Genomic DNA, 25388 nt, shown 5'->3' on the forward strand with positions numbered 1-25388 from the left:
GCATCAGACCAGCTTCGGCTTGATGTCGATCCACGCGCGCAACCGCGTGGCGAGGTCGGTGTCAACGACGTGATCCAGGTGCCGTTGGGCGGCGCTGACCAGATTCTTCGCCCGCCGGGACAGACGCATCTGCCCGATGTCGAGACCACTGAGGTCGTCTGCCGTGGCCACCTCGCGCAGACTGACGGGAATAGCGCCGAGACAGGCCCGCACGACCTCGTCAGCCGACGGCAGCACCGCCGGATCGACGCCCAGGCCACGCATCTCCCCCGTGAAATACGCGATCTTCATGGCGGTCTCGCTTTCGCTGAACACGCCGCGATCGCGTCCCTGGCGGATCATCCAGAGCTTCAGCTCGACCCAGTCGACCCGCCTGGGGGACGGGTCCTGCAGGTGCTGGTGGATGACCAAGAGGCGGTACAGCCACCAGTTGACGTCACGCGGGCTCGGCTGGCGGCGATCCAACCACCGGCCGCGCTGGTGCTCGTCGAGATCGAGCAGATGAACCAGCGCGTCCCTGGCCGACCGGCGCTGCCCGCTCAACGTCGCGGCCGCCACCCGCTCGGCCGGATGCGGTGCGCTGATCGACCAGACGTCGCCATCGGTGACGACGGTCAACGTCTGCGCCTCGGCGAACCAGAACTGCTGAGAGTCGCTGATCTCCCGCAGGTCGTAGCCGAGGTCGCCCACCGCGGCATCCAACTCCCGGAACGACAAACGCCGACCGAACTCTCCATAGCGATCCACGAGCGCTTGGTTGAAGGTGACGCTTCCCAGCCGATGCGCTTGGACCGTGAACCCGTTGGCCTGCCAGGTGCGCGATCCGGGGTGTCGCGTCCACACGAACTCCACGAGGCCGTAATCACGCAGGAGCCCGGCGCGGTCGCGGTTCTCGGCGAAATCGCTGCCCAACACGTCGGCCACCTCGTCGGGGGACTCTTCCAGCCCGACGCCGAGCACGGTGCCGCTGACCACCACGTCGACGAAGAACTCGAGTCCAACCACCTGGCCAGCTTGGCGAAGCGCGAGATGCGGCGCAATCGCGCCGAATGCGCGCCCTACGCGCGACAAATGCGTCATGACGGTTCGCAGCCTTGCCTTACCGCCAGTCCACCACGCCGCGGACGGCCCATCGATCACAACCGGATCAAGCGTCAGCCGTACGACGATGCTGAGCCGGTCCCGCACCACCAGGTCGCCGATGACCTCCGGGTCGTGGCCCACGACGAGGCCGTCGCGGCGCACGTCCACCGTGGTCGACCGGCTGAGCTCGTGCCACCACATTCGCCCTTGGATCAGCTCGTCCACCGCCATCGGCGTCCCGTACGGCTGGCCCGCCCATCGTTTTTGTCGATGTTGATGGGCCTCTCATTCCGTTTCGGGATCGGATCCTTCCTGGCCAGCCACGGTCGCTGGCTTGCCGGCCCAGCCCCACGACTGGGTCAGCCCGGCTTGACCGCCAGCGTCGCAAAGTAGTTCGACATGTATTGAGCGGATGCGTTGGATTGGTGCGGCGCTTCCGCGAAGCCGGTGAGGACGAAGCCGGCGGCGAGTTGCCCGCCGATCTGGTCGGTGAGGGTGTGGCTGTATTCAAGTGGAGCATCCGCGCCGAACTTCGTGGCGCGTTCCTCGGCGGAGTAATGCGTCACGTCGCTGTAGGGCAGCTTGTGCACGACGATCAGCTCGCCGCGTTCGTCGAGCGCCTCGTGGTCGAACAAGTACACATCAGGGTTGAGGAAACCCGAGAGCAGAGTTCCGCCCGGTCGCAGGACGCGGAAACACTCACGCCACACCGGCGCCAAGTCTGGTGCGAACAGGTTGGAGACCGGATGGAATACGACGTCGAATGCCGCGTCGCCGAAGACGCTGAGGTCGCGCATGTCGCCAAGGACGGTGCGCACCTCGAGACCGTCGCGCGCCGCCACCATCTGGTCCTGACCGAGCTGGCCGGGTGAGTTGTCGAATACGGTGACCCGCGCCCCCGCGGCGGCGAGGATCGGACCTTGCTGGCCACCGCCGGAGGCCAGGCACAACACGTCCTTGCCGGTCAGGTCCGTCGGCAGCCAGGAGCGGTCGACCGGCGCACGCCCGATGAGAACGATCGACCAGTCACCCAGGCGGGCGCGCTCGACATCCTCAGCACTCACCGGCCTCGACCACTCGTTGCCTTTCTGGACCTCCTTGTCCCACGCTGCCCGATTGTGGGCAACGGGGTCTACGACAAAGTCCTGCACGCTCAACGACATTAGTGGGCATCGACGAGCAGGCGGGCGTAATTGGCCATCGATCGTTGATAGCGCGGCAGGTGTGGGGCCAGCGCACCCAGCGCCAGTGACGCGGCCTCGCGCTCGCGGCCGACGTCGACCAGGGCGAGCGCCAGGAAGCCGGCCACCGCGTCGTCGAGTTCGTCGCTGCCGGCCGCGCGCTCCGTGGTCAGCAGCGCCACGCTCTCCTCCGCCCGGCCGAGGTTGCGCAGTGAACTGGCCAGCTGGATGGTCGCCCGGCGGCGCCGGATGCCCGGGAGGCCGAGCGCGAGGGCCTGGCGGTAGAGCGGCACGGCGAGGTCCGAGTGCCCGGTCGAGTCGAGGGCCGCGGCCCGCTCGAACAGACCGACCGCGTGACCGGCCGGCAGTTCGTCGGCGAGCTGGCCGATCCGGGCGACGAAGTCGTCTTCGGCGTACGAGTCCATCGCCGCCCACGTCTCGGCGACGCGGCGCTCCCAGTCGGCGTTCATTGCTGATCTCCCTCGGTCGGCTTGTGTCGATCATCCTGCGGAGGTTGCTACTCTGCGCACCACTGATTCGGCCCTGGACGAATCTTCGGAGGAGCCAGCCATCGCCGCGACCCTGCGCTTCAGCACCGCTGACCTGCTGCGCTGCCGGTTCGCGACCTCGCCGGCCTTCGAGACACTCGCGGCGATCCGGCTCACCCGGCCGCAGGAGTCACCGGGGCAGCACCAGCGGTGGCTCGACGCCGTCTCCGATCACTTGAACGGGATCGACCTGCGACCGATCACCCTGTTGCAGCCCCGGCGCGGCTACACGCCCGATTTCCTGTCACCGCCGCCCAGCGAGGCGTCGGCGACCTTCGACGACGACCTGGCCCGGATCGCCGGCACCCCACCCGACCGGGTCGCCGCCGAGATCACCCGGTCGCTGCACGACACGAAGGGTGCGGCGGACAGCGAGATCGGCCGGCGCCTTCGGGGTGACCCGGTCGAGGTGCGGGCCATGCTGACCGACCTCATCCGCACCGCGTGGCACGCCCTCGTCGAGCCCGTCTGGCCGCGGGTACGGACGCTGCTCGACGCCGACGTGAGCTTCCAGAGCCGGCGCCTCGCCGAGGGCGGGCTCGACCGGCTCTTCGCGGAGTTGCACCCCACCCTGCGCTGGCACGGCAACACCCTCACCCGGCTGCACGGCGACGACGACCATCGCGACCTGGCCGGCGAGGGGCTGTTGCTGATGCCCAGCGCGTTCAAGTGGGACCAGGTGGTCGTCGTGCTCGACGAGCCGTGGCAGCCCACCGTGATCTATCCGGCCCGCGGCGCGGGCACGCTCTGGCAGGAGCTCAGCGGCCCGCCCGACGCCGCGCTGGGCCGGCTGATCGGGCGGACCCGGGCGGCGCTGCTGATCGACCTGACCGAGCCCGCGACGACGACGGCGCTCGCACACCGGCACGCGCTCGCGCCGGCCACCGTCTCCCAACACCTGACCGTGCTGCGCGACGCGGGCTTCGTCGCCGGCGAACGGCACCGACACGAGATCCGCTACCGGCGTACGCCGCTGGGCAGCGCGGCGGTCGACCGATCGGCGTCGAAATAGGACCCGCTGGCCGGCCCCGCCAGTTATCCACAGGGCTGAAACAACAGGTGGCCGCCGACGGCAAACTGCTGCGGTGACCTCGACCGAGCGAAGCCTTCGGGCATTTACCGCCGCACCCGGTCGGCTCGGTGGCAGCGGGTTCTCCCGGGTGTCAGAGGCGGTCGAGCAGGTAGCGCTCGATCGCCTCGAGCGGGATCCGCTCCTGGGTCATCGTGTCGCGGTCGCGAACGGTCACCGCGTCGTCGGTCAGCGTGTCGAAGTCGACCGTCACGCAGTAGGGCGTGCCGATCTCGTCCTGGCGCCGGTAGCGGCGGCCGATCGCCTGCGAGTCGTCGAACTCGACCACCCAGCGCTTGCGCAGCCGCGCCGCGAGGTCGCGGGCCTTCGGCGACAGCTCCGGGTTGCGCGACAGCGGCAGCACGGCGACCTTGACCGGCGCGAGCCGCTTGTCGAAGCGCATCACCGTGCGCTTGTCGACGCCGCCCTTGGTGTTGGGCGCCTCGTCCTCGTCGTAGGCCTCGAGCAGGAACGCCAGCACGGCCCTGGTCAGGCCGGCGGCGGGCTCGATCACGTAGGGCACCCAGCGTTCCTTCTTCTCGGGGTCGAAGTAGGACAGATCGACGCCGGAGTGCTTGGAGTGGGTGGTCAGGTCGAAGTCGGTGCGGTTGGCGATGCCCTCGAGCTCGGCGAACTCGGTGCCGCCGAACTGGAAGCGGTATTCGATGTCGACGGTGCGCTTCGAATAGTGCGACAGCTTCTCTTTGGGGTGCTCGTAGAACCGCAGGTTGGCCTCGGACAGGCCCAGGTCGCGGTACCAGTTCCAGCGCTCCTGGAGCCAGTATTCGTGCCACTTCTCGTCGCTGCCGGGCTCGACGAAGAACTCCATCTCCATCTGCTCGAACTCGCGGGTCCGGAAGATGAAGTTGCCGGGCGTGATCTCGTTGCGGAACGACTTGCCGACCTGGGCGACGCCGAACGGCGGCTTCTTGCGCGCCGCGGTCGCCACGTTGTTGTAGTTGATGAAGATGCCCTGCGCCGTCTCGGGCCGCAGGTAGTGCAGGCCCTCCTCGTTTTCCACCGGGCCGAGGTAGGTCTTCATCAGGCCGTTGAACATCTTCGGCTCGGTGAACGCGCCCTTGACGCCGCAGTTGGGGCAGTTGATCTCGGACAGGCCGGTCGGCGGGCGGTCGTGCTTGGCCTCGAACGCCTCTTCGAGGTGGTCGGCCCGGAATCGCTTGTGGCACGACTGGCACTCGGTCAGCGGGTCGACGAACTCGCCGAGGTGGCCGGAGGCCGCCCACACGTCACGGGAGAGCACCACCGCGGAGTCGAGGCCGACGATGTCGTCGCGCTCCTGCACCATCCGCTGCCACCACTGCCGGCGGACGTTTTCCTTCAGCTCGACGCCGAGTGGGCCGTAGTCCCACGCCGACCGCGTGCCTCCGTAGATCTCGCTGGAGGGGAAGACGAAGCCTCGGCGCTTGGCGAGGCTGACGATGGCGTCGATGCGATCGGCTGGCATGGGGTTCCTCCTACGCCGGCTGGCGGTCGGCGGGGGTGGTCAAGGGACAGACACACAAACGATCGCTCGACGGTACGGTTACCCGCTGGGCGACCAGACCGAGATTAGTCCGTGGTGCCGCACACCTCTAAATCGCCGGTGGCGGTGTCCTGCTCCATGACGAACTTCAGCGTCGACGACGACCCGGTCGCGTAGACGATGTCGACCGGCACCACGATCGAGGTGACCATCTCGGTCTTGCGGACCTGGAACGACGAGATCCGCGGCGAGCGGGCCTGTTCCCGGGCGAAGTCGCTCGCCGTCTGCCGGGCCTGCTGGTCTTCGCAGAGCAGCGCGTAGGCCTGGGCGTATTCGGAGCGTTCCAGCGCCGAGAGGTAGTCGGTGGCGCCGACCCGGGCCCGCTCGTCGAGCGCCCGGACGCCGAAGACGGTCAGGCCGCTCAACGCCACGATGCCGCCGCCGCAGCAGAGCAGCACGGCCAGGCCGGCCGCGCCGAGGCCCAGCCACAGGCGCATGGTGCGGCCCTCGGTCGGCGGCGCCGCGAACGGCGGCACGACACCGGGACCGGGCGGCGGGGCGGGCGGACCGGGGAACAGCGGCGACCCACCGGGTGCCGGGGCCGGCGAGTCGGGCGCCGGCGTGTCGTAACCCGAGGGCGGGCCGGTCGGGATCTCCGGCGGGCCGGGCATCGGGTTCATGTTCGTAAGAATAATGCGACCGGGCTCACCGGCCGGGGCCTACCGACCGGTCGCTGGACCGGGTCTGCACCGCACCGCCCGGCTCGGCGCAGGCCAGCGGCTCGAACGCCGACGGCTCGTCGAGCGACTCGGCCAGCAGCGGGGTCGCGTGCACCTTCACGTCGAAGTTGCCCAGCGCCCGGCGGTAGGTCCCCACCGACTCCCACTCGGTGACCAGGCACCAGGCGGTCGGTTCGTCGAGCCCGCGGGCGAGTTGCCCAGAGCGGTAACCGCGGCAGGCGGCCAGCGCCGCGAGGGCGGCGTGGGCCCGCTCGGTGAACCCGTCGGCGGCCTCCTCGGCCACCACGAACCGGTTGACGACGAGCACGGGCGAACCTCCTCGTAGAGTGTCGGCATGCAGCCTACGCAGCCCGCCCGAGCCGAGCGCCTGGCCCGGGTCAACCCCACCCGGGCGTTCCTGGGCGCGCTGGTGATCGTGCTGGCCGGGCTCTTCCTGCCGGGGATCTTCGGCGGCGTCCTGCTGCTCGCGCTGGCGGTCGGCCTGATCGTGCTGATCCGGATGACCTGGGCGGTGCAGACGCCGCCGACCCGCCTCCTGCGCCTCGTGATGCTCACGGCCCTCATCGGCATCGCGGCTTTCAAGATCCTTTAGGCGTACGCCGAACCCATGCGTTTTTGACAATAATTTTCATTGTCGGAGACAGTGGTTCGCATGCGCCGCCGCCGTACCGTCTCCGCGGTTATCGCCGGTCTTGCCGCCGTCGCGGCGACCGGCCTGGCGGCGTGCACCACCGGCTCGGCCGCGGCAGCCGGCAAGGTCGACGTGGTGGCCGCGTTCTACCCCCTCCAGTTCGTCAGCCAGCAGGTCGGCGGCGACCACGTCGCGGTGACCAACCTCGCGAAGCCCGGCGCCGAGCCGCACGACCTCGAGCTCAGCGCCCGCCAGGTGGGCCGGGTCTCCGACGCCAAGGTGATCGTCTACCTCAAGGGCTTCCAGCCGGCGATGGACGATGCGGTCGACCAGGTCGGCGGCGACCGGGCCTTCGACGTGAGCAGCGCGGTCCCGCTGCTGTCCGCGGGCGCCAGCGATCACGTGCACGAGGGTGAGACCGACCACGACGGCGGCAGCACCGACCCGCACGTCTGGCTCGACCCGACCCGGCTCGCCACGATCGGCCAGCAGGTGGCCACCCGGCTCGCCGCCGCCGACCCGGAGCACGCCGCCGACTACACCGCCAACGCCGACCGGCTGCGCACCGAGTTGACCGGCCTCGACCAGCAATACGCGGCCGGCCTGCAAAACTGCCAGCGGCGCGAGTTGGTGACCGGCCACGCCGCGTTCGGTTACCTCGCCGACCGCTACCACCTGGAGCAGGTCGGGCTGACCGGAGTGACGCCCGACACCGAGCCTGCGCCGCAGCGGCTGGCCGCTGTCGCACAGGAGGCGCGCACCCACGGCGCCACCACGATCTTCTTCGAGACCCTGGTCAGCCCCAAGGTCGCCGACACGATCGCGCAGGAGGTCGGCGCCAAGACCGCGGTGCTCGACCCGATCGAGGGCCTGCAACCCGGCTCGACGGGCGACTACTTTTCGATCATGCGCGACAACCTGACAACCATCCGCACCGCCCTGGACTGCACATGAGCACCCCTGTCGTCGAGGTCACCAACGCCGTCGTCGGCTACGACGAGCGGATCGTGCTGCGCGGCGTCTCGCTCACCGTCCAGCGCGGCGACGTCGTCGCCATCCTCGGTGCCAACGGCTCCGGCAAGTCGACGCTGGTCCGGTCGATCCTGCGGCTGGTGCCGCTGAGCGCCGGCGAGATCGCCCTGTTCGGCGAGCGCAAATTCAAGGGCTGGGAGCGCATCGGGTACGTGCCGCAGCGGATCGGCGCCGGCTCCGGCGTGCCGGCGACCGTCGCCGAGGTGGTCGGCTCAGGGCTGGTCGCCCGCCGCGGCATCTTCCGCCCGCCGCGCGCCGCCGACCGGGCCGCCGTCACCGCCGCGCTCGAGGCCGTCGGCCTGGCCGACCGCGCCGCCGACCCGGTCGCCAGCCTCTCCGGCGGCCAGCAGCAGCGCACCCTGATCGCCCGGGCCCTGGCCGGCCGGCCCGAGTTGCTGGTCCTCGACGAGCCGACCGCCGGGGTCGACGCGACCAGCCAGGCCGCGTTCGCCGGCGCGCTCGGCGATTTCGTGGCCGGCGGCGGCACCGTGCTGCTGGTCGCGCACGAGCTCGGCCCGCTCCAACCGCTGATCACGCGCTGCGTCGTCGTACACCATGGTGAGATCGCTCATCAGGGTGCCGTGCCGGAACCGGCCGGTCACCACGCCGACCCCGGCCATGACCACGTCCATCCGCACGCACACGAGGAGCGGGCCGGGATGTGGGGAGCATGAGCATCTTCGCCAACGAGTTCATGATCCGGGCGTTCATCGGCGCCGTCGTGATCGGCCTGACCGCGCCCGCGCTCGGCATCTACCTGGTGCAGCGGCGGATGTCGCTGATCGGTGACGGGGTCGGCCACGTCGCGCTGACCGGCGTCGGCGTGGGCCTGCTGCTCGACAAGTCCCCCGTCCTGACGGCGGTGATCGTCTCGGCGATCGGCGCGATCGCCATCGAGCTGATCCGCGAACGCGGCCGCACCTCCGGCGACGTGGCCCTGGCCCTGCTCTTCTACGGCGGCATCGCCGGCGGCGTGATGCTGGTGGGACTGTCCGGGAGCCGCAGCAACGCCAACCTGATGACCTACCTGTTCGGGTCGCTGGCCACCACGTCGCGGTCCGACCTGATCGTGATCGTGGTGCTCGGCGCGGTGGTGCTCGGCCTGGCCCTAGGCCTGCGCCCGGCGCTGTTCGCGGCCAGCCACGACGAGGAATACGCGCGGGTCTCGGGCCTCCCGGTGCGGGCCCTCAACCTGCTGGTCGCGGTGCTCACCGCGGTCACCGTGACGATCTCCATGCGGGCGGTCGGCCTGCTGCTGGTCAGCGCCCTGATGGTGGTGCCGGTCGCGACCGCGCAGCAGGTGGCCCGGGGCTTCGTCGCCACGATGGGCCTGGCCATGGTGCTCGGCGTCGCGGCGGCCGGCTCCGGCGTCTGGCTGGCCTGGGAGATCGACACCGCCCTCGGCGCGACGATCGTGATCCTGGCGATCGCCGGCTTCCTGATCGTCGCCGTCGCCGTCGCCGCCACCCGCGCGGTGCGAAAACGCGCGGCCCTGCGCTCCGGCCGGCCCGACCGTGGACCGGGCCGGCCGGTCCCCGCCGACGCGGAACCGCACGAGGTCGTCCTGGACCGGAGCTGATCCGGTGCTGAGCTACGGTTCCCACATGACCGCGGGCAACGGATACGAGTCGTACGAGCGGGCAGGGGAGCTCCTGCGCGCTCTGGCGGCACCGATCCGGGTTGCGATCGTCACCGAGCTCGGCACCGGCGAACGCTGCGTCCACGAGCTGGTCGAGTCGCTGGGCGCGGCCCAGCCCCTGGTGTCACAGCACCTGCGGGTGCTGCGCGGCGCCGGCGTCGTCCGCGGTTCCCGGCGCGGCCGGGAGATCGCCTACTCCCTTGTCGACGAGCACATCGCGCACATCGTGGCCGACGCGGTCAGCCACGCCCGGGAGGCATCATGACCAGTGAGGCCGGTGCGTTGCGCAACACGCACCAGCGGCGCGCGGTCAGCTCGCTGCTGGGTTCGGTCGAAGGCTTCCACAGCGCGCAGGAGCTGCACTCGATGCTCCGCGAGCGGGGTGAGCGGGTCGGCCTGACCACCGTCTACCGCACCTTGCAGGGCCTGGCCGACGCCGGCGAGATCGACGTCATGCGCCCGCCCGGCGGCGAGCACCTCTACCGCCGCTGCAGCGAGGGACACCACCACCACCTGGTCTGCCGGTCGTGCGGCTCGACCGTCGAGGTCGAGGGCCCGGCCGTCGAGCACTGGGCCGACCGGGTCGCGGCCAAACACGGCTTCACCGACGTGAGCCACACCCTGGAAATCTTCGGGACCTGCCAGAACTGCTGACCGTGCGGCGGCGCCCCCGGTAGGGGACGCTGAGCGCGTGAAGATTTACGCCGACCGTTTCCCCCGGTTTCTCCTCCAGGTCTTCAGCGACCTGCTCGTGATCGCGTGGGTCTACGCCTGGATCCGCGCCGCGCTGTGGCTCCAGGACCAGGTCCAGAAGCTGGGCGTGCCCGGCCAGAAGCTGGAAGGCGCCGGCAGCGCGCTGGCCGACAACCTGGCCGACGCGGGCAGCAAGGTCGGCCGCGTCCCGCTGGTCGGCGACCAGCTCACCGAGCCGTTCGGAAAGGCCGCCGACGCAGCCCGCGCGGTCGCCGCGGCCGGCCAGTCCCAGCAGGACGTGGTCGGCGACCTGGCGATGGCGCTCGCGATCATCACCGCCGTGGTCCCGATCCTGTTCGTCCTGCTGCTCTGGCTCCCGCTGCGGGTCCGCTGGATCCGCCGGGCCAGCGCGGCGTCCCGGGTCCGCAAGTCGCCGGCCGGCCGCGACCTGCTGGCGCTCCGCGCGCTGGCCACGCAGCCGCTGAGCAAGCTCGCCAAGCTCGGCCCCGACGTCGCCGAATCCTGGCGCGCCAGCGACGACTCCACTGTGGAGGCCCTGGCGGCGCTGGAGCTCAAGTCCCTTGGCCTGCGACAACGGTGATCATCGGCGACTGGGTGAACGGAAGATCCGCGGATAGGCTTTGACGATCAAGAGCCCGGCTCCAGCTACCCGATCGTCTCGGCATGGATGGCTTTTTCGATTCGCTTGATCCGTTCATCACGTCGCCGTGGGTCTACGGCGTGGTGTTCGCGCTCGCCGCTCTTGATGCTTTTCTTCCGATTGTTCCCAGCGAAGCCACCCTCATCACCGCTGGGGTGTTCGCCGCCAGCGGCAAGCCCAACGTCCTGCTGATCATCCTGGCCGGCGGCGCGGGCGCGATGCTCGGCGATCACATCTCGTATCTCATCGGCCGGGCCGGTGGCGAGAACGTCATCCGGCGGATACCCGAGGGCACCCGGCGGGCCAGGACGTTCGAGCGGGTCCAGCACCTGCTCTTCGCACACGGCGGGATCGCCCTGGTGATCGCCCGTTACATCCCGGGCGGGCGCACAGCGATCACGCTGACCACCGGCGCGATCCGGTATCCGCGGCGGCGGTTCACCGCCTTCGACGCGCTGGCCTGCTTCTCCTGGGCCGCGTACACCACGCTGCTCGGCTTTGTCGGTGGGTCGGCCTTCCAGGACCATCCGCTGCAGGGGCTGGCGCTGGGGTTCGGGATCGCACTGGTCCTCGCGGGGGTCGCCGAGCTGATCCAGTGGCTGCGGCACCGCCGGCGGACGCCGCGGACTCCGCCGCCCGAGCCCGAGAAGGTCGGCGTCGGGAGCGATCGCGAGTAAAGAGTGCGGCCCGGGCCAGAAGGCCCGGGCCGCGACGAACTAGGACATCGGTGGGATCCGGCGGCGGACGTCTTCGGCCGTCGACGGGCCCGGCTTCCAGTTGGCCACCCAGGGCTGGTCGCCCTTCGGGTGCATCACGCCCTCCTCCAGCCACGCGTAGCGGCCGTCGAGGATGCGCTTCGCGGCCTTCACGTCGACCGCGTCGGTGTTGTCCCACAGCGCCGTGAACAGCGCCTCGGCGCGAACCCGGGCCTGGCGGCAGAACAGGTCGGCCAACTCCATGCCCTCGGGGCGGTCATCGCTCTCGGCGGTGGCCCGCACGCAGACCGACGCCATCGCGAACAACTCCGCGCCGATGTCGACGATCCGGCCCAGGAAGACCTCGCGGTCCTCCATCCGGGCCTGCCAGCGCGACATGCCGTAGAAGGTCGACCGGGCCAGCTTGCGGGCCGCCCGCTCGACGTAGCGCAGGTGGTGCGCCAGCGGGCCGTATTCGTTGAACGCACTCGGGTTCTGGCCCTTGCCGACCGCGAGGCCGGGCAGCCACTTGGCGTAGAACGCCGTCGCCCGGGCGCCGGCCTTCGCCTTGCGGCCCAGATCGGCCTTGGGGTCGATGATGTCGCCGGCCACCGAGAGGTGGGCGTCGACGGCCTCGCGGGCGATCAGCAGGTGCATGATCTCCGTCGAGCCCTCGAAGATCCGGTTGATCCGCAGGTCGCGCAGGATCTGCTCGGTCGCGGCCGGGCGCTCGCCCCGGGCCGCCAGCGAGTCGGCGGTCTCGTAGCCGCGGCCGCCGCGGATCTGGACCAACTCGTCGGCGATCTTCCAGGCCATCTCGCTCGCGTAGAGCTTGACCAGCGCCGCCTCGATGCGGATGTCGTTGCGGTCGTCGTCGGCCAGCATGCAGCACAGGTTGAGCATCGTCTCCATGCCGTAGGTGGTCGCCGCCATGAAGGCCAGCTTCGACGCGATCGCCTCGTGGTCACCGACCGGACGGCCCCACTGCACGCGGTCGGCGGACCACTCGCGGGCCACGTTGAGCGACCACTTGCCGGCGCCGACGCACATCGCGGGCAGCGACAGCCGGCCGGTGTTGAGGGTGGTCAGCGCGATCTTCAGGCCGCGACCCTCACCGCCGATGATCTGATCCGCGGGCACGAACACGTCGTGGAAGCGGGTGACGCTGTTTTCCAGGCCGCGCAGGCCGAGGAAGTTGTTGCGCCGCTCGACCGTGATGCCGGGCGAGTCGCCCTCGACCACGAACGCCGTGATGCCGCCGCGCCGGCCCTCCGACTTGGGCACCCGGGCCATCACCACGAGCAGCGTCGCGACCGTGCCGTTGGTGGCCCAGAGCTTGACGCCGTTGAGCCGGTAGCCGCCCTCGACCGGCTCGGCGATGGTGCCGAGGCGGGCCGGGTCGGAGCCGACGTCGGGCTCGGTGAGCAGGAACGCGGACACCTCGCCGCCGGCGAGCCGGGGCAGGTAGCGGCGCTTCTGCTCGGCGGTGCCGAACAGCTTGAGCGGCTGCGGCACGCCGATCGACTGGTGCGCCGAGAGCAGCGCGCCGATCGCCGGGCTGACCGAGCCGACCAGCATCAGGCTGCGGCCGTAGTCGAGGTTGGTCAGGCCGAGACCGCCGTATTTCTCGTCGATCTTCATGCCGAACGCGCCGAGCCGGGCGAGGTTGTGGAAGACCTCGTCGGGGATCCGGTTGTCGCGTTCGATCGCGGCCCCGTCGACCTCGTTGCGCACGTACGCGTTGAGCTTCTTGAGGAATTCCTCGCCCTTGGCCGTGCGGATCGGGTCGGGCTGCGGCCACGGGTCGATCAGGTCGAGCCGCAGCCGGCCGAGGAAGAGTTCCTTGCCGAAGCTGGGCTTGGTCCAGTCGGTTTCCCGGGACGCCTCGGCGACCTCACGGGACTCCTGGTAGGACACCGTGCCGGCCTCCTCGGGGAGCATCCCGGCGCCATCCGCCTCGGAAGGCCTGTCCTGCGTCGTCGTCACGGCTTCCCCCTTTGTCCGGGCTGGGCTGTGCTGTTACTGACGGTACCGCGCTTTGTTACTCGTCGGTAGGCTTCTCGAAGTCCTCCGGATGCTCTCGGCGCCGGGTCATCTCCGATTCCGTCTCGTCCGGCTCACCCCAGTCTCGCCTTGACCAGGGCAGCGCCGCCCAGAAAGCGATAAAGAAGAGGGCGGTGATGCCGCTGAGGGTCAGCGCGATCGTGCGCGACAGCACGAAGTCGGTGATCAGCAGTACCGAACTGACGATCGCGATGAACAGGAAGAACAGCCCGCCGGTGGCCATCCGGTGACCGAAGCGCACGAGTTCCGGCTTGCGCCCCTGGCGGAACAGGGCCTGATGGAAGGCGACCGGCGCGATGATCATCGCGGTGGCGGCCGCCGCCGACAGCAGCGAGACCACGTAGACGTCGCGCTGGAACTCGCTCGTCTTCGGGAAGCCGTTGCTGAACGGCAGCGTGAGCAGGAACGCGAAGAGGATCTGGACGCCCGTCTGCGCGACCCGCAACTCCTGTAGCAGATCGCCGAAGTTGCGGTCCCACCGCTGCTTCGGTGTCTCCTTGGGTTGCTCGTGCGCCATGCGGGCTCCTTCGGATGAGTCTCATCGTGGCGGGTCGACCGGCCGGTCCGCGGTCATTTCCCGCACGGGCTCCGCACGAAACGCGAGATCCGATCAGCTCAGCCGGGCGACGACCTTTCTGAGTTGGTCGGCGTAGCGCTCGCGGAACTCCGGGGAGTCGGCCGCCAGACCGGTGAAGTCGGCGGCGAAGTGGGCCAGCAGGGTGGGCGCCAGGGTCGCCCCGAACAGCAGCAGCATCAGGAACGCCGGGTCCAGGTCGGGCGCGATCTCGCCGGCCGCCTGGCGCTGGCGCAGGTCATCGACCATCGCCTGCCGGAACTGCTGCTCCCCCTCGGCCTGGTCGCCCTCGAGCGCCTGCCAGACCAGCAGCCGGACCCAGTGTCGCTGCGCCTGGCTCACGTCGGCGAACGCGGTGATCACGTCGGCGAGCGCGGCATCCGGCTGGTTGACGCCGGCGCTCAGGGCACGCCAACGCTCGGTAAGGGCCCGATAGAGCCCTTCCTTCCCGTCGAAGTAGTAGGAGATCAACTGCTGGTTGACGCCGGCCCGGCGGGCGATCGCACCGACCCGGGCGCCGGCGAACCCGTGCTCGCCGAACTCGACCAGGGCCGCGTCGAGGATCCGTTCCCGGGTGCGCTCGGCGTCGCGCTTGCGTTCGGCACCGGACGGGGACCGTCGGGCGGTGGTCTCAGCCATGCCGATGAGCGTATCAATCAAACAGATGGTTGACAGAGTCACTTGTACGAGTGACGCTGGGAGCATGACGAACTTCTCCGTAGCGGTCATCGGCGGCGGCATCGGCGGCCTCGCCCTCGCACACGGCCTGCGCCGGGCCGGCGTCGAGGTCGACGTCTACGAGCGCACTCTCGAACGCACCGACTGGCTCCAGGGCTATCGCATCCACATCAACCCGGCCGGCGCCCGCGCCCTGCACGACTGCCTGCCACCGGCAAACTGGCAGTCGTTCCTGGACACGGTCTCGACCAGCGACGGCGGTTTCGGCTTCCTCACCGACCGCGGCACCGACCTGATCGCCTTCACCGACGCCGAGATCAACGACCCGAGCGCGGCACCACCCGACCGGCACTACGGCGTCAGCCGCATCCTGCTGCGCGAGACCCTGCTCGCGGGCCTCGACGAGGTCGTGCATCTGGGCAGAACCTTCATCGGGTACGACCTGTCCGGCGACCGCGTCACGGCCCGATTCGCCGACGGCAGCACGGCGACCGCCGACGTGCTGATCGGCGCGGACGGCGCCAATTCACGGGTTCGCGGTCAACTGCTCCCCCACGCGCGCCGGCTCGACACCGGCGTGGTCGCGGTGGCCGGGCGGCATCCGCTCACCCCTTCGTCGGCGCTTCCCGCTGTCCTGACCGACCGCACCAACCTGGTCGTGCCGCGCGGGCGGGGCTCGCTGTTCACCTCGGTCTGGCGGCGAGGTGCTGGGGACAGCACCGACTACGCGATCTGGGGCTTCTCCGACGCCGCCGAGCGCTTTCCGTCCGACGTGGACAAGCTGGACGGCGCGGCGTTGCGGCAGCTTGTGGTCGACCGTCTCGAAGGGTGGTCGCCGGACTTCGGGCGGCTGGTCGAGGGCAGCGACGTCTCGACCGTCAATGCGTTACGCGTCAAGAGTGCGGCTCCGGTCGACCCGTGGCCCAGCGGTCGGGTCACCCTGCTCGGCGACGCGATCCACAACATGACGCCGATGGCGGGGGTCGGCGCCAACACCGCGCTGCGCGACGCCGACCTGCTGCGCCGCGAGTTGGCCGCGGCCGGGTCCGCGGACGTGGTCGCGGCGATCTCCCGGTATGAGCGCGAGATGCTCCGCTACGGCTTCGCCGCGGTGCGGCAGTCGCTGCGCAACGCCGAGCAGGCCGCGCACTCAACCACGCTGGGTCGGGCGGCCTTCCGCACGGTCCTGCGCCTGACCGCCGCGGTTCCGCCGATGCGCCGCAGCATGGCGCGAAATCTCGGCAACTGAACGGCGAGCAACGTGGCACCCGCGGCCCTTCGCCGCGAGCAACGCGCGACACCCGCGGGCCGCGGCAGCCGGGATTCCTGGCGCCGCGCCATGACCGGCGGGGCGGGAGCTAGTCGCGGTTGTCGGTCATCCAGCGTTCGGCGAAGTCGACCGCCGCGCGTTGTGACATCAGGCGGGACAGGGCGCCGCCGACGCGGCCCGTGCGGGTCGCGCCGGTCGCGTCGAAGTCGGCGCCGAGCAGCTCGAAGTCGCCCTCGTCGAGGTCGACGTCGTCCCACCAGACCCATTCGCGGCCGCCGTCGGCGGTCTGCACCGCCGCGCCCAGCCGGGCTGCCGGTGGCGCCGGCCGGCGGTATTCGGCCAGGTGCAGCGACGTGTTGGAGTCGTGGCCGACGCCGAGCAGCAGCACGTCGCCGTCGAGGCCGTAGATCTTGCCCAGCGGCGAGTCCGGGCCGAGCATCGCGGCGCGCGGCTGGCCGTAGACGACCTCCTGGGCCAGCCGGCCCAGCGCGGCGAACGAGACCTGCGGGTGGTCGCTGCGCTGCGCGCCCGGCCAGGTGCGGACCACCTCGGCGATCGCGCCCATCCAGCGGCTCGGCGTCACCGCCGGGTCGAAACCGGGCATGTTCTCCCGGATCACCGACCACCAACCAGGGGGTACGGGCGGGTTCTGCCACTCGGCCGGGTCGGAGTTGTCGGGCGTGTGGGTCGGCACCACCAGCGTGCCGTCGGGGCCGAGCGCGTCGCGCAGCGCGAGCACCATCGCGTGCGGCCCGCCGGCCACGAAACCGACCGGCTTGAGCGAGGCGTGCACCAGCAGCGTCGAACCGGGCCGCACACCGAGCGCGGCCAGGTCGGCGGCGAGCGACTCGCGCGTGTGTGGCATCCGCTCGGCGGCGTCGGCGGGGTGGTTGGTCATGCGGCGTCCGCGATGCGGGCCAGGATCGCCTGGGCGAGCACCTCCGGCTGCGCGTCGGTGACCCAGTGGTCGACGCCGGGCAGCGGCACGAAGCGGTAGTCGCCGGTCACCTGGTCGCTGGCCGCGGCCGCCGTGGCCGGGGCCACCGCGGTGTCCCGGTCGCCCCACACAAACGTCGTCGGCCGGGCGACCGGACCGACCTTGACCAGGTCTTCGAGCACCAGCGCGCGATACCAGTTGAGCGTCGCCGTCAGCGCGCCCGGCTCGAGCAACGCCGCGGCGTACACCTCGAGCCGGTCACCGACCCCGTCGAGCACCTTGCGCAGGCCGGCGCCGCCGTCGCGGGAGAGCACGTGCTCGGCCTTCCCGGCCATCCGGAACAGGTCGATGTATGACGAGCGGCGCTGCTGTTCGGGGTCGCTGAGCAGGGCCTGACCGAACGCGGCCGGGTGCGGCACGGAAACTGCGGTCAGCGAGCGGACCCGCTCCGGGTGCTCGGCGGCCAACTGCCAGGAGACCAGCGCACCGAAGTCGTGCCCGACCAGGTCGGCGCGGCCGCCGGCCAGCTCGTCGACGAACGCGGCCGCGTCGGCGACGCACTCGGCCATCCGGTAGGCGTCGACGCCGGAGGGCCGCGCCCCGGCGGTGTAGCCGCGCTGGTCGACCGCGAACGTGCGCAGCCCGGCGGCGTTGAGGTAGGGCGTGACGTCGTCCCAGCTGTGCCGGTTGACCGGGAACCCGTGCAGGAGGATCACCGGCGGGCCGCCCGGCGGACCACCCTCGGTGACTTCGAACGTCAGCCCCCGCGTCTCGATCCGCATGCGCGCGAGCGTACCGCCGTAACCCGGTGTTAGCCTGGTGGAACAACTTCACATCCGACAGGGGAGCGCGCAGCGCTGAGAGTGCGGTATCTTCCGCAGACCCTCGAACCTGATCTGGGTAATGCCAGCGCAGGGAGTTCGGTCTTCTCCAGCCGCGCCATGTTCGATCCATTGGGCATGGCGTGCGTCTTCTCCTGGTTCACCGAACTGGGAGGGCACCACCATGACCAACACCGTCAACCGATGGCGAACCGTCGACATCGTGGTCGGCGCCGTTCTGGGCGTCGCGTTCGGCGTCGTCTTCTGGGCCTGGGGACTGCTCTACAACGGACCGGCCGACGCGATCCCGCTGCCCGCGCGCACCCTGCTCTACGGCATCTGGCTGCTGCCCGCCGTGCTCGGCGCGCTGGTGATCCGCAAGCCCGGCGCCGCGCTGTTCACCGAGACGGTCGCCGCGCTGGTCTCGGTCGCCCTGGGCACCGTCTGGGGCTGGATGATCGTGCTACAGGGCCCGCTGGAAGGCCTCGGCGCCGAACTCGTGTTCGCGCTGTTCGCCTACCGGCTCTACAAGCTGCCGGTGGCGATCCTCGCCGGCGCGGCCGCCGGCCTGGTGGCCGCGGTCTACGACGTCGTCTACTACTACCCCGACATGAGCTGGGGCAGCTTCCAGCTCCCCTACCTGGCGATCACCACCGCCAGCTCGGCCGTCGTGGCCGGGATCGGGGGTTGGCTGCTGACCCGGGCCCTGGTCAACACCGGGGCGCTCGACCGGTTCCCGGCCGGCCGGGAACGCGCGGCGGTCTGAGCCGTTGAGCGCCGTCGAACTGCGCGGCTTCGGCTGGCGACATGCCGGCCGCAAGGCGTGGGCGGTACGCGGGGTCGACCTGCGCGTCGAGCGTGGCGAGCGGGTGCTGCTGCTCGGTCCCTCCGGGGCGGGCAAGAGCACCCTGCTGGCCGCGCTGGCCGGCCTGCTCGCCGACGACTCCGGCGAGCGCGAGGGCACCGCCGAGATCGACGGCCTCGACACCCGCAAGGCCCGCGAGCGGGTCGGCATCGTCTTCCAGGACCCGGCGACCCAGCTCGTGATGTCGCGGGTCGGCGACGACGTGGCCTTCGGGCTGGAGAACCGGGCCGTGCCCGCCGAGGAGATCTGGCCGCGGGTGCGCCAGGCGCTCGGCGCGGTCGGCTTCGGCCACCCGCTGGACCGGCCCACCCACGCGCTCTCCGGCGGCGAGCAGCAGCGGCTGGCGCTGGCCGGCGTCCTTGCGCTGCGCCCCGACCTGCTGCTCCTCGACGAGCCGACCGCCAACCTCGATCCGGTCGGCGCCGAGCTGGTGCGGGCGTCGCTGCGCGGTGCGGTGTCCCGGGACACCACGGTGATCATGGTCGAGCACCGGCTGGAGCCGATCGTGCCGTTCGTCGACCGGGTCGTCGTGCTGGCGCCCGGTGGCGGGGTGGTCGCGTCCGGTCCGCCGGCCGAGGTGTTCGGCTCGCACGGCGCCGCCCTGGCCGCCGACGGGATCTGGGTGCCCGGCCGGCCGCTGCCGCCGCCCCGCCGGGCGGTCTCCTCCCCCGGCGACGTGCTGATCACGGCGGACCAGGTGGCGCTGGCGCCGCGGCTGGCAGCGACCGACCTGGCCGTACGCACCGGCGAGGCGCTCGCCGTGCTCGGGCCCAACGGCGCCGGCAAGTCGACCCTGGCCCTGCTGCTCGGCGGGCTCCTCAAACCCACGTCGGGCCGGGTGGTCGCGTCGTCGGTGCTCGCCGGCGCCGACGCGGCCCGGCCACCGCACCGCTGGCGGGCCACCGACCTGACCGCCCGGATCGGCTCGGTGTTCCAGGACCCGGAGCACCAGTTCGTCGCCTCGACCGTCCGCGACGAACTGGCCGTCGGCCCGCGCCGCCTGGGCAGATCGCTGGCGGTCGTCGACGAGTTGCTGGCCCGGCTGCGCCTCGAGCATCTCGCGCGGGCCAATCCGTACACCCTCAGTGGTGGTGAGGCGCGGCGGCTGAGCGTCGCGACGGCGCTGGCGTCCGCCCCGCGCCTGTTGCTGCTCGACGAGCCGACCTTCGGACAGGACCGGCGCACCTGGATCGAGCTGGTCGCGCTGCTGGCCGACCTGCGCGACGAGGGGCACGGGGTGCTCGCGGTGACGCACGACGCGGCGTTCGTCGACGCGCTCGCCGACCAGCGGCTGGAGCTGACCCGATGACGCTCACCGCGGTGATGGTGCGTTCCTCGGCACCGCTGGCCCGGCGCAACCCGGTCGCGAAACTGGTCGCCGCCACGGTGTTCGCCGTCGGCATCCTGACCACCCTCGACCCGCTGACACCGGCGCTGGCGATCGCGGCCGAGTTGGTGCTGCTGCCGTTCTTCGGCGTCCGCTACGGCACCCTGCTGCGCCGCGGCTGGCCGCTGCTGCTGTCGGTGTTCGGCATCGTGCTGACCACCATCCTGTTCGGCGCCAACCGCGGCGGCGACACGGTGTTCTCGATAGGCCCGCTCGACGTGACCACCGGCGTGCTGACCGTCGCGCTCGGGCTGGCGCTGCGGCTGGTCGCGCTCGCGCTGCCCGGCATCATGGTGTTCACCACGACCGACCCGACCGACCTCGCCGACGCGCTGGTGCAGAACGCCAAGGCGCCGGCCCGGTTCGCGATCGGCACGTTGGCCGCGTTCCGGCTGATCCCGCTGCTCGGGCAGGAATGGCAGGCGCTGCGGATGGCCAGGCGGGCGCGCGGCATCGACGCCGGCCACAACCCGGTCGTGTTCGCCGCCCTGGTCTTCGCGCTGCTGGTCGGCGCCATCCGGCGGGGCACCCGGTTGGCATTGGCGATGGACGCGCGGGGGTTCGACAGCAGCATTCCGCGTACGCACGCCCGCGCGCAACACTTCACCCGCGCCGACACGCTGTTCGTGGCCGGCTCGGTGCTGCTCACCGTCGCGATCCTCACCGTGAGCATCACCACGGATACGTTCCGGCCCGTTCTGGGCTAGTGTCTCGCTCCAACGCGTGGAAACGAGGCGGTGGCGATGAGCGTACGACTGGCCGAAGTGACCGATCCGGCGGAGATCGAGGCGCTGGTGCCGCACGTCTGGCGGATCTTCCAGATGGTCTCCACCGGGGCGGCGCTGGGTTGGGCGGTGCCACCGAGCCAGGCCGAGGTGCGCGAGTTGCTGACCACCGTTGTCGAGGGCGCGGCGGTGTCCGAGGCGGCGCTGCTGGTCGCCTACGCGTCGGACGACGACGTCGTCGGGCCGGCGGGGCTCGACGCCGCGCCGATGCCGCTGGCCGACGGCACCGTGCTCGCCGGGATCGGTTACTGGCGCCGCTACGCGCGGCAGACCCACCGGCCGCACGCCGATCTGGAGCGGGTCGCGGTGCCGGCCGGCTATCAGGGTCGCGGGATCGGTCGGGCGATCACCGAAGGACTGGTGGCCAGCGCCCGCAAGGCCGGCATCGAGGTGTTGACGCTCGACGCGCGCGGCGACAACGAGCGTGCGCTGGCGCTTTATCGCACGCTCGGCTTCAACGAATATGGCCGGCTGATCGATTTCGTCGCGGTCGGTCATCTGCGCTATGACAAAGTGCTTTACGCACTCGATCTGCGCCGCCCATGGCCGCGATTGGAAGGCGGAAGGGGCCCACGCTAGGCAGGCCCCTCCGCGATTCGTATTAAGCGCGCCGGAAGGCGTAGTTCTTCGGCTGCGCCGCGGGCTTGCTGCGACCGCCCTTTGTGGACGAACGGCCGAGCTCGCGGCCGGGCTGCTTGCCAGCCTTGGCCGCCCGGCGGGCCGCGCGGTTGCCGGGCTGTTCAGCGGAGTTGTCGTTGGCTGCAGGCATGCGAAGGCCTCCGAAAGGAGAAGGAGAACAGACGGATGCCCGGTGGCGTGCTGGATAAAAGAGAGTGACGCCCCGGGCGCTCGAAGACCGCCCAGCAATGGGGCGGACCGGCACACAGAATCCCTGGGGACATCAGTAACGCATGCGACGACGATACCTCGCCGCCGCATGACGCGCTAGGTCATTCCGGTGGCGGCGGCGCTACCGGGTTGGGGATCGCACCACCGAAGCGGCGGTCGCGCTGGGCGAACAACTCGCAGGCATACCAGAGGTGACGCCGGTCGAAGTCGGGCCAGAGGGTGTCGAGGAAGACCAGTTCCGCGTACGCCGATTGCCAGAGCATGAAGTTGGAAATGCGTTCCTCACCCGACGGCCGCAGGAACATGTCGACCTCGGGCACTTCCGGGTGGTAGAGGTAGCGCTGGATGGTCTTCTCGGTGACCTTCGACGGGTCGATCTTCCCCGCCGCCGCGTCGCGCGCGATCGCGGCCGCCGCGTCGGCGATCTCCGCCTGGCCGCCGTAGTTGACGCAGAATTGGAGGGTCAGCTTGGTGTTGTCGCGGGACATCTCCTCCGCGGTCTGCAGTTCGGAGATGACGCTCTTCCACAGCCGCCCGGCCCGACCCGACCAGACCACCCGCACGCCGAGGTCGACCAGCATGTCCCGACGGCGCCGGATGACGTCGCGGTTGAAGCCCATCAGGAAGCGGACCTCTTCCGGCGACCGCCGCCAGTTCTCGGTCGAGAACGCGTACGCCGTCAGGTAGGGAACGCCGATCTCGATCGCGCCCTCGATGGTGTCGAACAGCGAGTGCTCGCCGCGCTCGTGGCCGGCGGTGCGCGGCAGCCCGCGATCCTTGGCCCAGCGGCCGTTGCCATCCATCACGATCGCGACGTGCTTCGGCAGGCTCCCCGCCGGAAGCTCGGGCGGCCGAACCCCCGAGACGTGCGGCGTCGGCGGACGCACCGCGCGGCGCGCGGCCCGTGACCTGATCATTTCTGTTCCCCCGTTGTGCGATCAACCAGCGGCAGCGAGCGTAACCCGCGCTCGAGGTGCCACTGCAGGTGTGCGGCGACCAGCCCACTGGCCTCCCGGCGCGGCCCGGCCTCGGCGGAGTCGGCGACGTGCCAGTCACCGGACGCGAGCGCGACCATCAGACGCAGCGTGTCCGGCGCCGGATGGGCCGCACCCGGCGGCCGGCAATCGGGACAAACGGCCCCACCGGCGGGCACCGAGAACGCCTTGTGCAGCCCGGCGGTGCCGCAGACCGCACACTCGGTCAGCGCGGGCGCCCATCCGGCGATCCCCATCCCGCGCAGCAGGTAGGCGTCGAGGACCAGGGTCCCGGAGTGCTCGCGCAGGGCCAGCGCCCGGAAGGCCCCGAGTGTGAGAAGAAACAACCGCAGCGACGGCTCGTGCTCGACCGGCGTCAACCGCTCCGCGGTCTCGGAGATCGCGCTGGCCGCGGTGTAGCGGGGGTAGTCGTCGAGGAACCGCTTCCCGTAGAGCTCGACCGCCTCGACCTGGCTGACCGTGTGCAGCCCACCGCCGGCCCCGCTGGGATCACCGGCGATCTGGAGATCGACGTGACCGAACGGCTCCAGCCGCGCCCCGAACCGCGACGTCGTCCGCCGCACGCCCCGGGCCACCGCCCGCAACCGCCCGTGCCGGCGGCTGAGAAACGTGATGATCCGATCGGACTCGCCCAGCTTCTGCACACGCAACACCACCGCGTCATCGCGGTAGAGCTGGCGGCGAAATCCGGGCACCGGCCAATTGTGGTCCCTGTTTTCACCAGCTGTCGCGGCGGGTTCTGTGAAGATCGATGTGAATTAGTGTGTACGGACATGAGCAGCCGTCCACGGATCGACCCCGTCGTCTGGCAACCACCCACGCCATCACTGCGGGCGAAACGGCGCGCCAGCGACCCCCCGATGCCCCGTCCGGCCTTCCTTCCGGTCGACGGCGTGGGCCCGGAAGACGTGGTGGTGCACCCCGACGGCCACCTCTACACGGGCCTGGCCGACGGCCGGGTGCTGCGCCTGGCTCTGGCCGGCGGCCCGCCGCAGGTGGTCGGCGAGACAGGCGGCCGCCCACTGGGCGTAGAGGTCGACGCCGACGGCGACCTGGTCATCTGCGACGCACACCGGGGCCTGCTCCGGATGTCGGTCTCGAGCGGCACAACCACGGTCCTCGCGGACGGTTTCCGGCTGTGCGACAACGCCGCGATAGCCTGCGACGGCACCATCTATTTCAGCGACTCGTCGCAACGCTACGGCCTGGAACATTGGCGGGCCGACATCATGGAACACACGGGTACGGGCCGCCTGCTCCGCCGCTCCCCGACGGGCGAAATCGACGTGCTGCTCGACGGCTTGCAGTTCGCCAACGGCGTCGCCTTGGCAGCCGACGAGTCCTTCGTGGCGGTGGCCGAGACAGGCGCTTACCGCATCTCGCGGGTGCAACTCACGGGCCCCGAAGCCGGCCGGCGCGACATCCTGGTCGACAACCTGCCCGGATTCCCCGACAACCTGTCGACGGGCGCGGACGGCCGCATCTGGATCGCGCTGGCCACGCCACGCAACGCGCTGCTCGACCGCCTGCACGCCCGACCCCCTGTCTTGCGGCGGGCGGTATGGGCGCTGCCGCAGGCATTCCAGCCGGCGCCGGCCCGCACCACCTGGGTGATGGCGGTCGACGCGTCCGGCTCGGTAGTGGCGGACCTGCAAACCGCGGACGGCGGCTACCACATGGTGACGGGCGTCCGGGAACACGCGGGCCACCTCTACCTGGGCAGCCTGACGGAACCAACCGTCGCGGTAGTCCCTTTGCCACACTGACGCCGCCGGGCGTGTCGCGGCTGCGGACGGGTCCTCTTTTCAGCCGCACATGTTCTTACATGTACGCACATAAAAGAACATGTACGCGCCGCAGCACTCCAAAATCCCCTGGCGCGCCGACCAGCCCGTGAGTCAGGGTGGCGCGTGATCACCATCCAGCGGGTGCGGGTGCGATGGAGCGCGACTGGGCGCAGCGCGCCACAGGCGAACGCCCGACGTGGTCTGGACCGACCCGTGCCGCTTCCGACGTCGTTGCCAACGTGCGAGGTGGTGGTTCACGCGGCATGAGTCCCACATACCCGTGTGTCTGTTGTGGCTACCGAAGCCTGGAGGAGGCGCCGGGGCTCGCACGACGTCTGTCCGGTGTGCCGGTGGGAGGACGATGTCTATCAGTTGCGTTGGCCGCACCGGGCGCGGGGTGCGAACACATCCTCGTTGATCGAGGCACAACGCGACTTCGAGATGTATGGCGCCCATGGCGCTACGACCGAGAACCGCACTGGCGGACGATCGACCCTCAGCGGGACCGTTTCGAGCCGGGCGCACGTGCCTTGGCCGCTTGGCCGGACGATTGGACTGTCCTTGTACTGGTGGCGGGGACGCCGGGGGCGGGCCTGGTGGGACGACGTGTCGGCCGCCGATCGGCCCGGGCCGCCGGTGGACGGCGCCGACGGGAACGTCTTCGCCGAGGCGGTCCGGGCGGTCGCAGCCCTGGCGCCGCCCGCCGATCGGGACAATCTCTCGGGCATGTCGATCGACTTCGACTACTACTTGGGTCGATGCCCGTCAATCCGTGAGGTAACCGTGACTACCGGGCCCGATCCGGCCCGGCAGATCACGGCTGTCTGCGTCGCGGAGCCGGCGGCATCACCGGCACGTGTCGCGCGGGATATCGGCGACCCAGGTCCAACTCGAAGCTGCCACCCGCATCGATGAAGACGG

The 25388-nt window shown here is 70.8% G+C and carries 30 protein-coding genes and 1 riboswitch; of the genes, 16 read left to right on the plus strand and 14 right to left on the minus strand.

What is annotated here, in order from left to right; genetic code table 11:
- Positions 1-3: 3 nt before the first annotated feature.
- The 3 genes from DFJ67_RS00720 to DFJ67_RS00730 all read right to left on the minus strand — a co-directional run bounded on the left by DFJ67_RS00720 (position 4) and on the right by DFJ67_RS00730 (position 2734).
- Positions 4-1314: a hypothetical protein gene (locus tag DFJ67_RS00720; RefSeq protein ID WP_116066084.1), complete on the minus strand. Its 1311-nt coding sequence runs from the start codon at positions 1312-1314 to the stop codon at positions 4-6.
- A 128-nt stretch (positions 1315-1442) separates the two neighbouring features.
- Complete coding sequence (locus DFJ67_RS00725) at positions 1443-2234, minus strand: class I SAM-dependent methyltransferase (protein WP_116075429.1); 792 nt, start codon at positions 2232-2234, stop codon at positions 1443-1445.
- A gap of 11 nt (positions 2235-2245) precedes the next feature.
- Positions 2246-2734 (minus strand): tetratricopeptide repeat protein, encoded by a 489-nt coding sequence (locus tag DFJ67_RS00730; protein WP_116066085.1) that lies wholly within the window; start codon positions 2732-2734, stop codon positions 2246-2248.
- A gap of 253 nt (positions 2735-2987) precedes the next feature.
- Here DFJ67_RS00730 and DFJ67_RS00735 point away from each other — a divergent pair, with 253 nt between their 5' ends.
- Positions 2988-3824 carry an ArsR/SmtB family transcription factor gene (locus DFJ67_RS00735; protein WP_239097309.1) on the plus strand — a complete coding sequence of 279 codons (837 nt, stop codon included), beginning with the start codon at positions 2988-2990 and terminating at the stop codon, positions 3822-3824.
- Between the two features lie 151 nt (positions 3825-3975).
- Here DFJ67_RS00735 and DFJ67_RS00740 read toward each other — a convergent pair whose 3' ends face one another.
- The 3 genes from DFJ67_RS00740 to DFJ67_RS00750 all read right to left on the minus strand — a co-directional run bounded on the left by DFJ67_RS00740 (position 3976) and on the right by DFJ67_RS00750 (position 6411).
- On the minus strand, positions 3976-5346 hold the full coding sequence (locus tag DFJ67_RS00740; RefSeq protein WP_116066087.1) for a glycine--tRNA ligase: 1371 nt from the start codon (positions 5344-5346) through the stop codon (positions 3976-3978).
- A gap of 104 nt (positions 5347-5450) precedes the next feature.
- Entirely contained in the window at positions 5451-6044 is a 594-nt protein-coding gene (locus tag DFJ67_RS00745; RefSeq protein ID WP_239097308.1) for an Rv0361 family membrane protein, read from the minus strand.
- Between the two features lie 25 nt (positions 6045-6069).
- On the minus strand, positions 6070-6411 hold the full coding sequence (locus DFJ67_RS00750; protein ID WP_116066088.1) for an antibiotic biosynthesis monooxygenase family protein: 342 nt from the start codon (positions 6409-6411) through the stop codon (positions 6070-6072).
- Positions 6412-6438: 27 nt separating this feature from the next.
- On the opposite strand from DFJ67_RS00750, the gene DFJ67_RS00755 reads away from it, so the two are divergent.
- From DFJ67_RS00755 to DFJ67_RS00790, 8 genes are all read left to right on the plus strand, one after another.
- Positions 6439-6696 carry a hypothetical protein gene (locus DFJ67_RS00755; RefSeq protein ID WP_116066089.1) on the plus strand — a complete coding sequence of 86 codons (258 nt, stop codon included), beginning with the start codon at positions 6439-6441 and terminating at the stop codon, positions 6694-6696.
- 60 nt (positions 6697-6756) lie between these two features.
- Positions 6757-7689 (plus strand): metal ABC transporter substrate-binding protein, encoded by a 933-nt coding sequence (locus tag DFJ67_RS00760; protein ID WP_116066090.1) that lies wholly within the window; start codon positions 6757-6759, stop codon positions 7687-7689.
- On the plus strand, positions 7686-8441 hold the full coding sequence (locus tag DFJ67_RS00765) for a metal ABC transporter ATP-binding protein (protein ID WP_116066091.1): 756 nt from the start codon (positions 7686-7688) through the stop codon (positions 8439-8441). Before DFJ67_RS00760 ends, DFJ67_RS00765 begins: the two co-directional genes overlap by 4 nt.
- A complete protein-coding gene (locus DFJ67_RS00770; protein ID WP_116066092.1) occupies positions 8438-9346 on the plus strand; it encodes a metal ABC transporter permease in 909 nt (302 codons plus the stop codon). Before DFJ67_RS00765 ends, DFJ67_RS00770 begins: the two co-directional genes overlap by 4 nt.
- Before the next feature lie 25 nt (positions 9347-9371).
- Positions 9372-9671, plus strand: a complete 300-nt coding sequence (locus DFJ67_RS00775) for an ArsR/SmtB family transcription factor (protein WP_116075433.1) — start codon at positions 9372-9374, stop codon at positions 9669-9671.
- Positions 9668-10060, plus strand: coding sequence for a Fur family transcriptional regulator (locus tag DFJ67_RS00780; protein ID WP_116066093.1), 393 nt, complete (start codon positions 9668-9670; stop codon positions 10058-10060). Before DFJ67_RS00775 ends, DFJ67_RS00780 begins: the two co-directional genes overlap by 4 nt.
- A 37-nt stretch (positions 10061-10097) precedes the next feature.
- The gene (locus DFJ67_RS00785) at positions 10098-10700 is read left to right on the plus strand and encodes a hypothetical protein (protein WP_116066094.1); all 603 of its coding nucleotides are present in this window, start codon (positions 10098-10100) and stop codon (positions 10698-10700) included.
- An 83-nt stretch (positions 10701-10783) separates the two neighbouring features.
- The gene (locus DFJ67_RS00790) at positions 10784-11437 is read left to right on the plus strand and encodes a DedA family protein (RefSeq protein ID WP_116066095.1); all 654 of its coding nucleotides are present in this window, start codon (positions 10784-10786) and stop codon (positions 11435-11437) included.
- Between the two features lie 39 nt (positions 11438-11476).
- Here the strand turns inward: DFJ67_RS00790 and DFJ67_RS00795 are convergent, their stop codons facing one another.
- The 3 genes from DFJ67_RS00795 to DFJ67_RS00805 form a co-directional block, all read right to left on the minus strand.
- A complete protein-coding gene (locus DFJ67_RS00795; RefSeq protein ID WP_116066096.1) occupies positions 11477-13441 on the minus strand; it encodes an acyl-CoA dehydrogenase family protein in 1965 nt (654 codons plus the stop codon).
- Positions 13442-13496: 55 nt separating this feature from the next.
- On the minus strand, positions 13497-14036 hold the full coding sequence (locus DFJ67_RS00800) for a DUF6328 family protein (protein WP_116066097.1): 540 nt from the start codon (positions 14034-14036) through the stop codon (positions 13497-13499).
- Between the two features lie 93 nt (positions 14037-14129).
- Positions 14130-14732: a TetR/AcrR family transcriptional regulator gene (locus DFJ67_RS00805; protein ID WP_170215708.1), complete on the minus strand. Its 603-nt coding sequence runs from the start codon at positions 14730-14732 to the stop codon at positions 14130-14132.
- Between the two features lie 64 nt (positions 14733-14796).
- Between DFJ67_RS00805 and DFJ67_RS00810 the strand changes: the two genes are divergently transcribed.
- Complete coding sequence (locus DFJ67_RS00810; protein WP_116066099.1) at positions 14797-16020, plus strand: FAD-dependent oxidoreductase; 1224 nt, start codon at positions 14797-14799, stop codon at positions 16018-16020.
- A gap of 109 nt (positions 16021-16129) precedes the next feature.
- Here the strand turns inward: DFJ67_RS00810 and DFJ67_RS00815 are convergent, their stop codons facing one another.
- Positions 16130-16939, minus strand: a complete 810-nt coding sequence (locus tag DFJ67_RS00815; protein ID WP_239097307.1) for an AAC(3) family N-acetyltransferase — start codon at positions 16937-16939, stop codon at positions 16130-16132.
- Entirely contained in the window at positions 16936-17760 is an 825-nt protein-coding gene (locus tag DFJ67_RS00820) for an alpha/beta fold hydrolase (RefSeq protein WP_116066100.1), read from the minus strand. Before DFJ67_RS00820 ends, DFJ67_RS00815 begins: the two co-directional genes overlap by 4 nt.
- 49 nt (positions 17761-17809) lie before the next feature.
- Positions 17810-17914, plus strand: a riboswitch (TPP riboswitch).
- Between the two features lie 69 nt (positions 17915-17983).
- On the opposite strand from DFJ67_RS00820, the gene DFJ67_RS00825 reads away from it, so the two are divergent.
- The 4 genes from DFJ67_RS00825 to DFJ67_RS00840 are packed head-to-tail and all read left to right on the plus strand — an operon-like array spanning position 17984 to position 21415.
- Entirely contained in the window at positions 17984-18565 is a 582-nt protein-coding gene (locus DFJ67_RS00825) for an ECF transporter S component (protein ID WP_116066101.1), read from the plus strand.
- 4 nt (positions 18566-18569) lie between these two features.
- On the plus strand, positions 18570-19973 hold the full coding sequence (locus DFJ67_RS00830; protein ID WP_116066102.1) for an ABC transporter ATP-binding protein: 1404 nt from the start codon (positions 18570-18572) through the stop codon (positions 19971-19973).
- The gene (locus DFJ67_RS00835) at positions 19970-20758 is read left to right on the plus strand and encodes an energy-coupling factor transporter transmembrane component T family protein (protein WP_116066103.1); all 789 of its coding nucleotides are present in this window, start codon (positions 19970-19972) and stop codon (positions 20756-20758) included. The genes DFJ67_RS00830 and DFJ67_RS00835 overlap by 4 nt, the downstream gene beginning before the upstream one ends.
- A gap of 36 nt (positions 20759-20794) precedes the next feature.
- Positions 20795-21415: a GNAT family N-acetyltransferase gene (locus tag DFJ67_RS00840; protein WP_116066104.1), complete on the plus strand. Its 621-nt coding sequence runs from the start codon at positions 20795-20797 to the stop codon at positions 21413-21415.
- A gap of 22 nt (positions 21416-21437) precedes the next feature.
- On the opposite strand, the gene DFJ67_RS42490 is transcribed toward DFJ67_RS00840, so the two are convergent.
- From DFJ67_RS42490 to recO, 3 genes are all read right to left on the minus strand, one after another.
- Positions 21438-21605, minus strand: coding sequence for a hypothetical protein (locus DFJ67_RS42490; RefSeq protein ID WP_170215709.1), 168 nt, complete (start codon positions 21603-21605; stop codon positions 21438-21440).
- Positions 21606-21786: 181 nt separating this feature from the next.
- Positions 21787-22602, minus strand: a complete 816-nt coding sequence (locus DFJ67_RS00845) for an isoprenyl transferase (RefSeq protein WP_116066105.1) — start codon at positions 22600-22602, stop codon at positions 21787-21789.
- Positions 22599-23375, minus strand: a complete 777-nt coding sequence (gene recO, locus DFJ67_RS00850; RefSeq protein WP_116066106.1) for a DNA repair protein RecO — start codon at positions 23373-23375, stop codon at positions 22599-22601. Before recO ends, DFJ67_RS00845 begins: the two co-directional genes overlap by 4 nt.
- Positions 23376-23453: 78 nt before the next feature.
- Here recO and DFJ67_RS00855 point away from each other — a divergent pair, with 78 nt between their 5' ends.
- Together DFJ67_RS00855 and DFJ67_RS44640 are read left to right on the plus strand one after the other, a co-directional pair.
- Entirely contained in the window at positions 23454-24446 is a 993-nt protein-coding gene (locus tag DFJ67_RS00855) for an SMP-30/gluconolactonase/LRE family protein (protein WP_116066107.1), read from the plus strand.
- 312 nt (positions 24447-24758) lie between these two features.
- Positions 24759-25382 carry a CPCC family cysteine-rich protein gene (locus DFJ67_RS44640; protein WP_409363001.1) on the plus strand — a complete coding sequence of 208 codons (624 nt, stop codon included), beginning with the start codon at positions 24759-24761 and terminating at the stop codon, positions 25380-25382.
- The last annotated feature ends 6 nt before the right edge of the window (positions 25383-25388 follow it).

The sequence above is a fragment of the Asanoa ferruginea genome (genome assembly GCF_003387075.1).
GTDB classification, from domain to species: domain Bacteria; phylum Actinomycetota; class Actinomycetes; order Mycobacteriales; family Micromonosporaceae; genus Asanoa; species Asanoa ferruginea.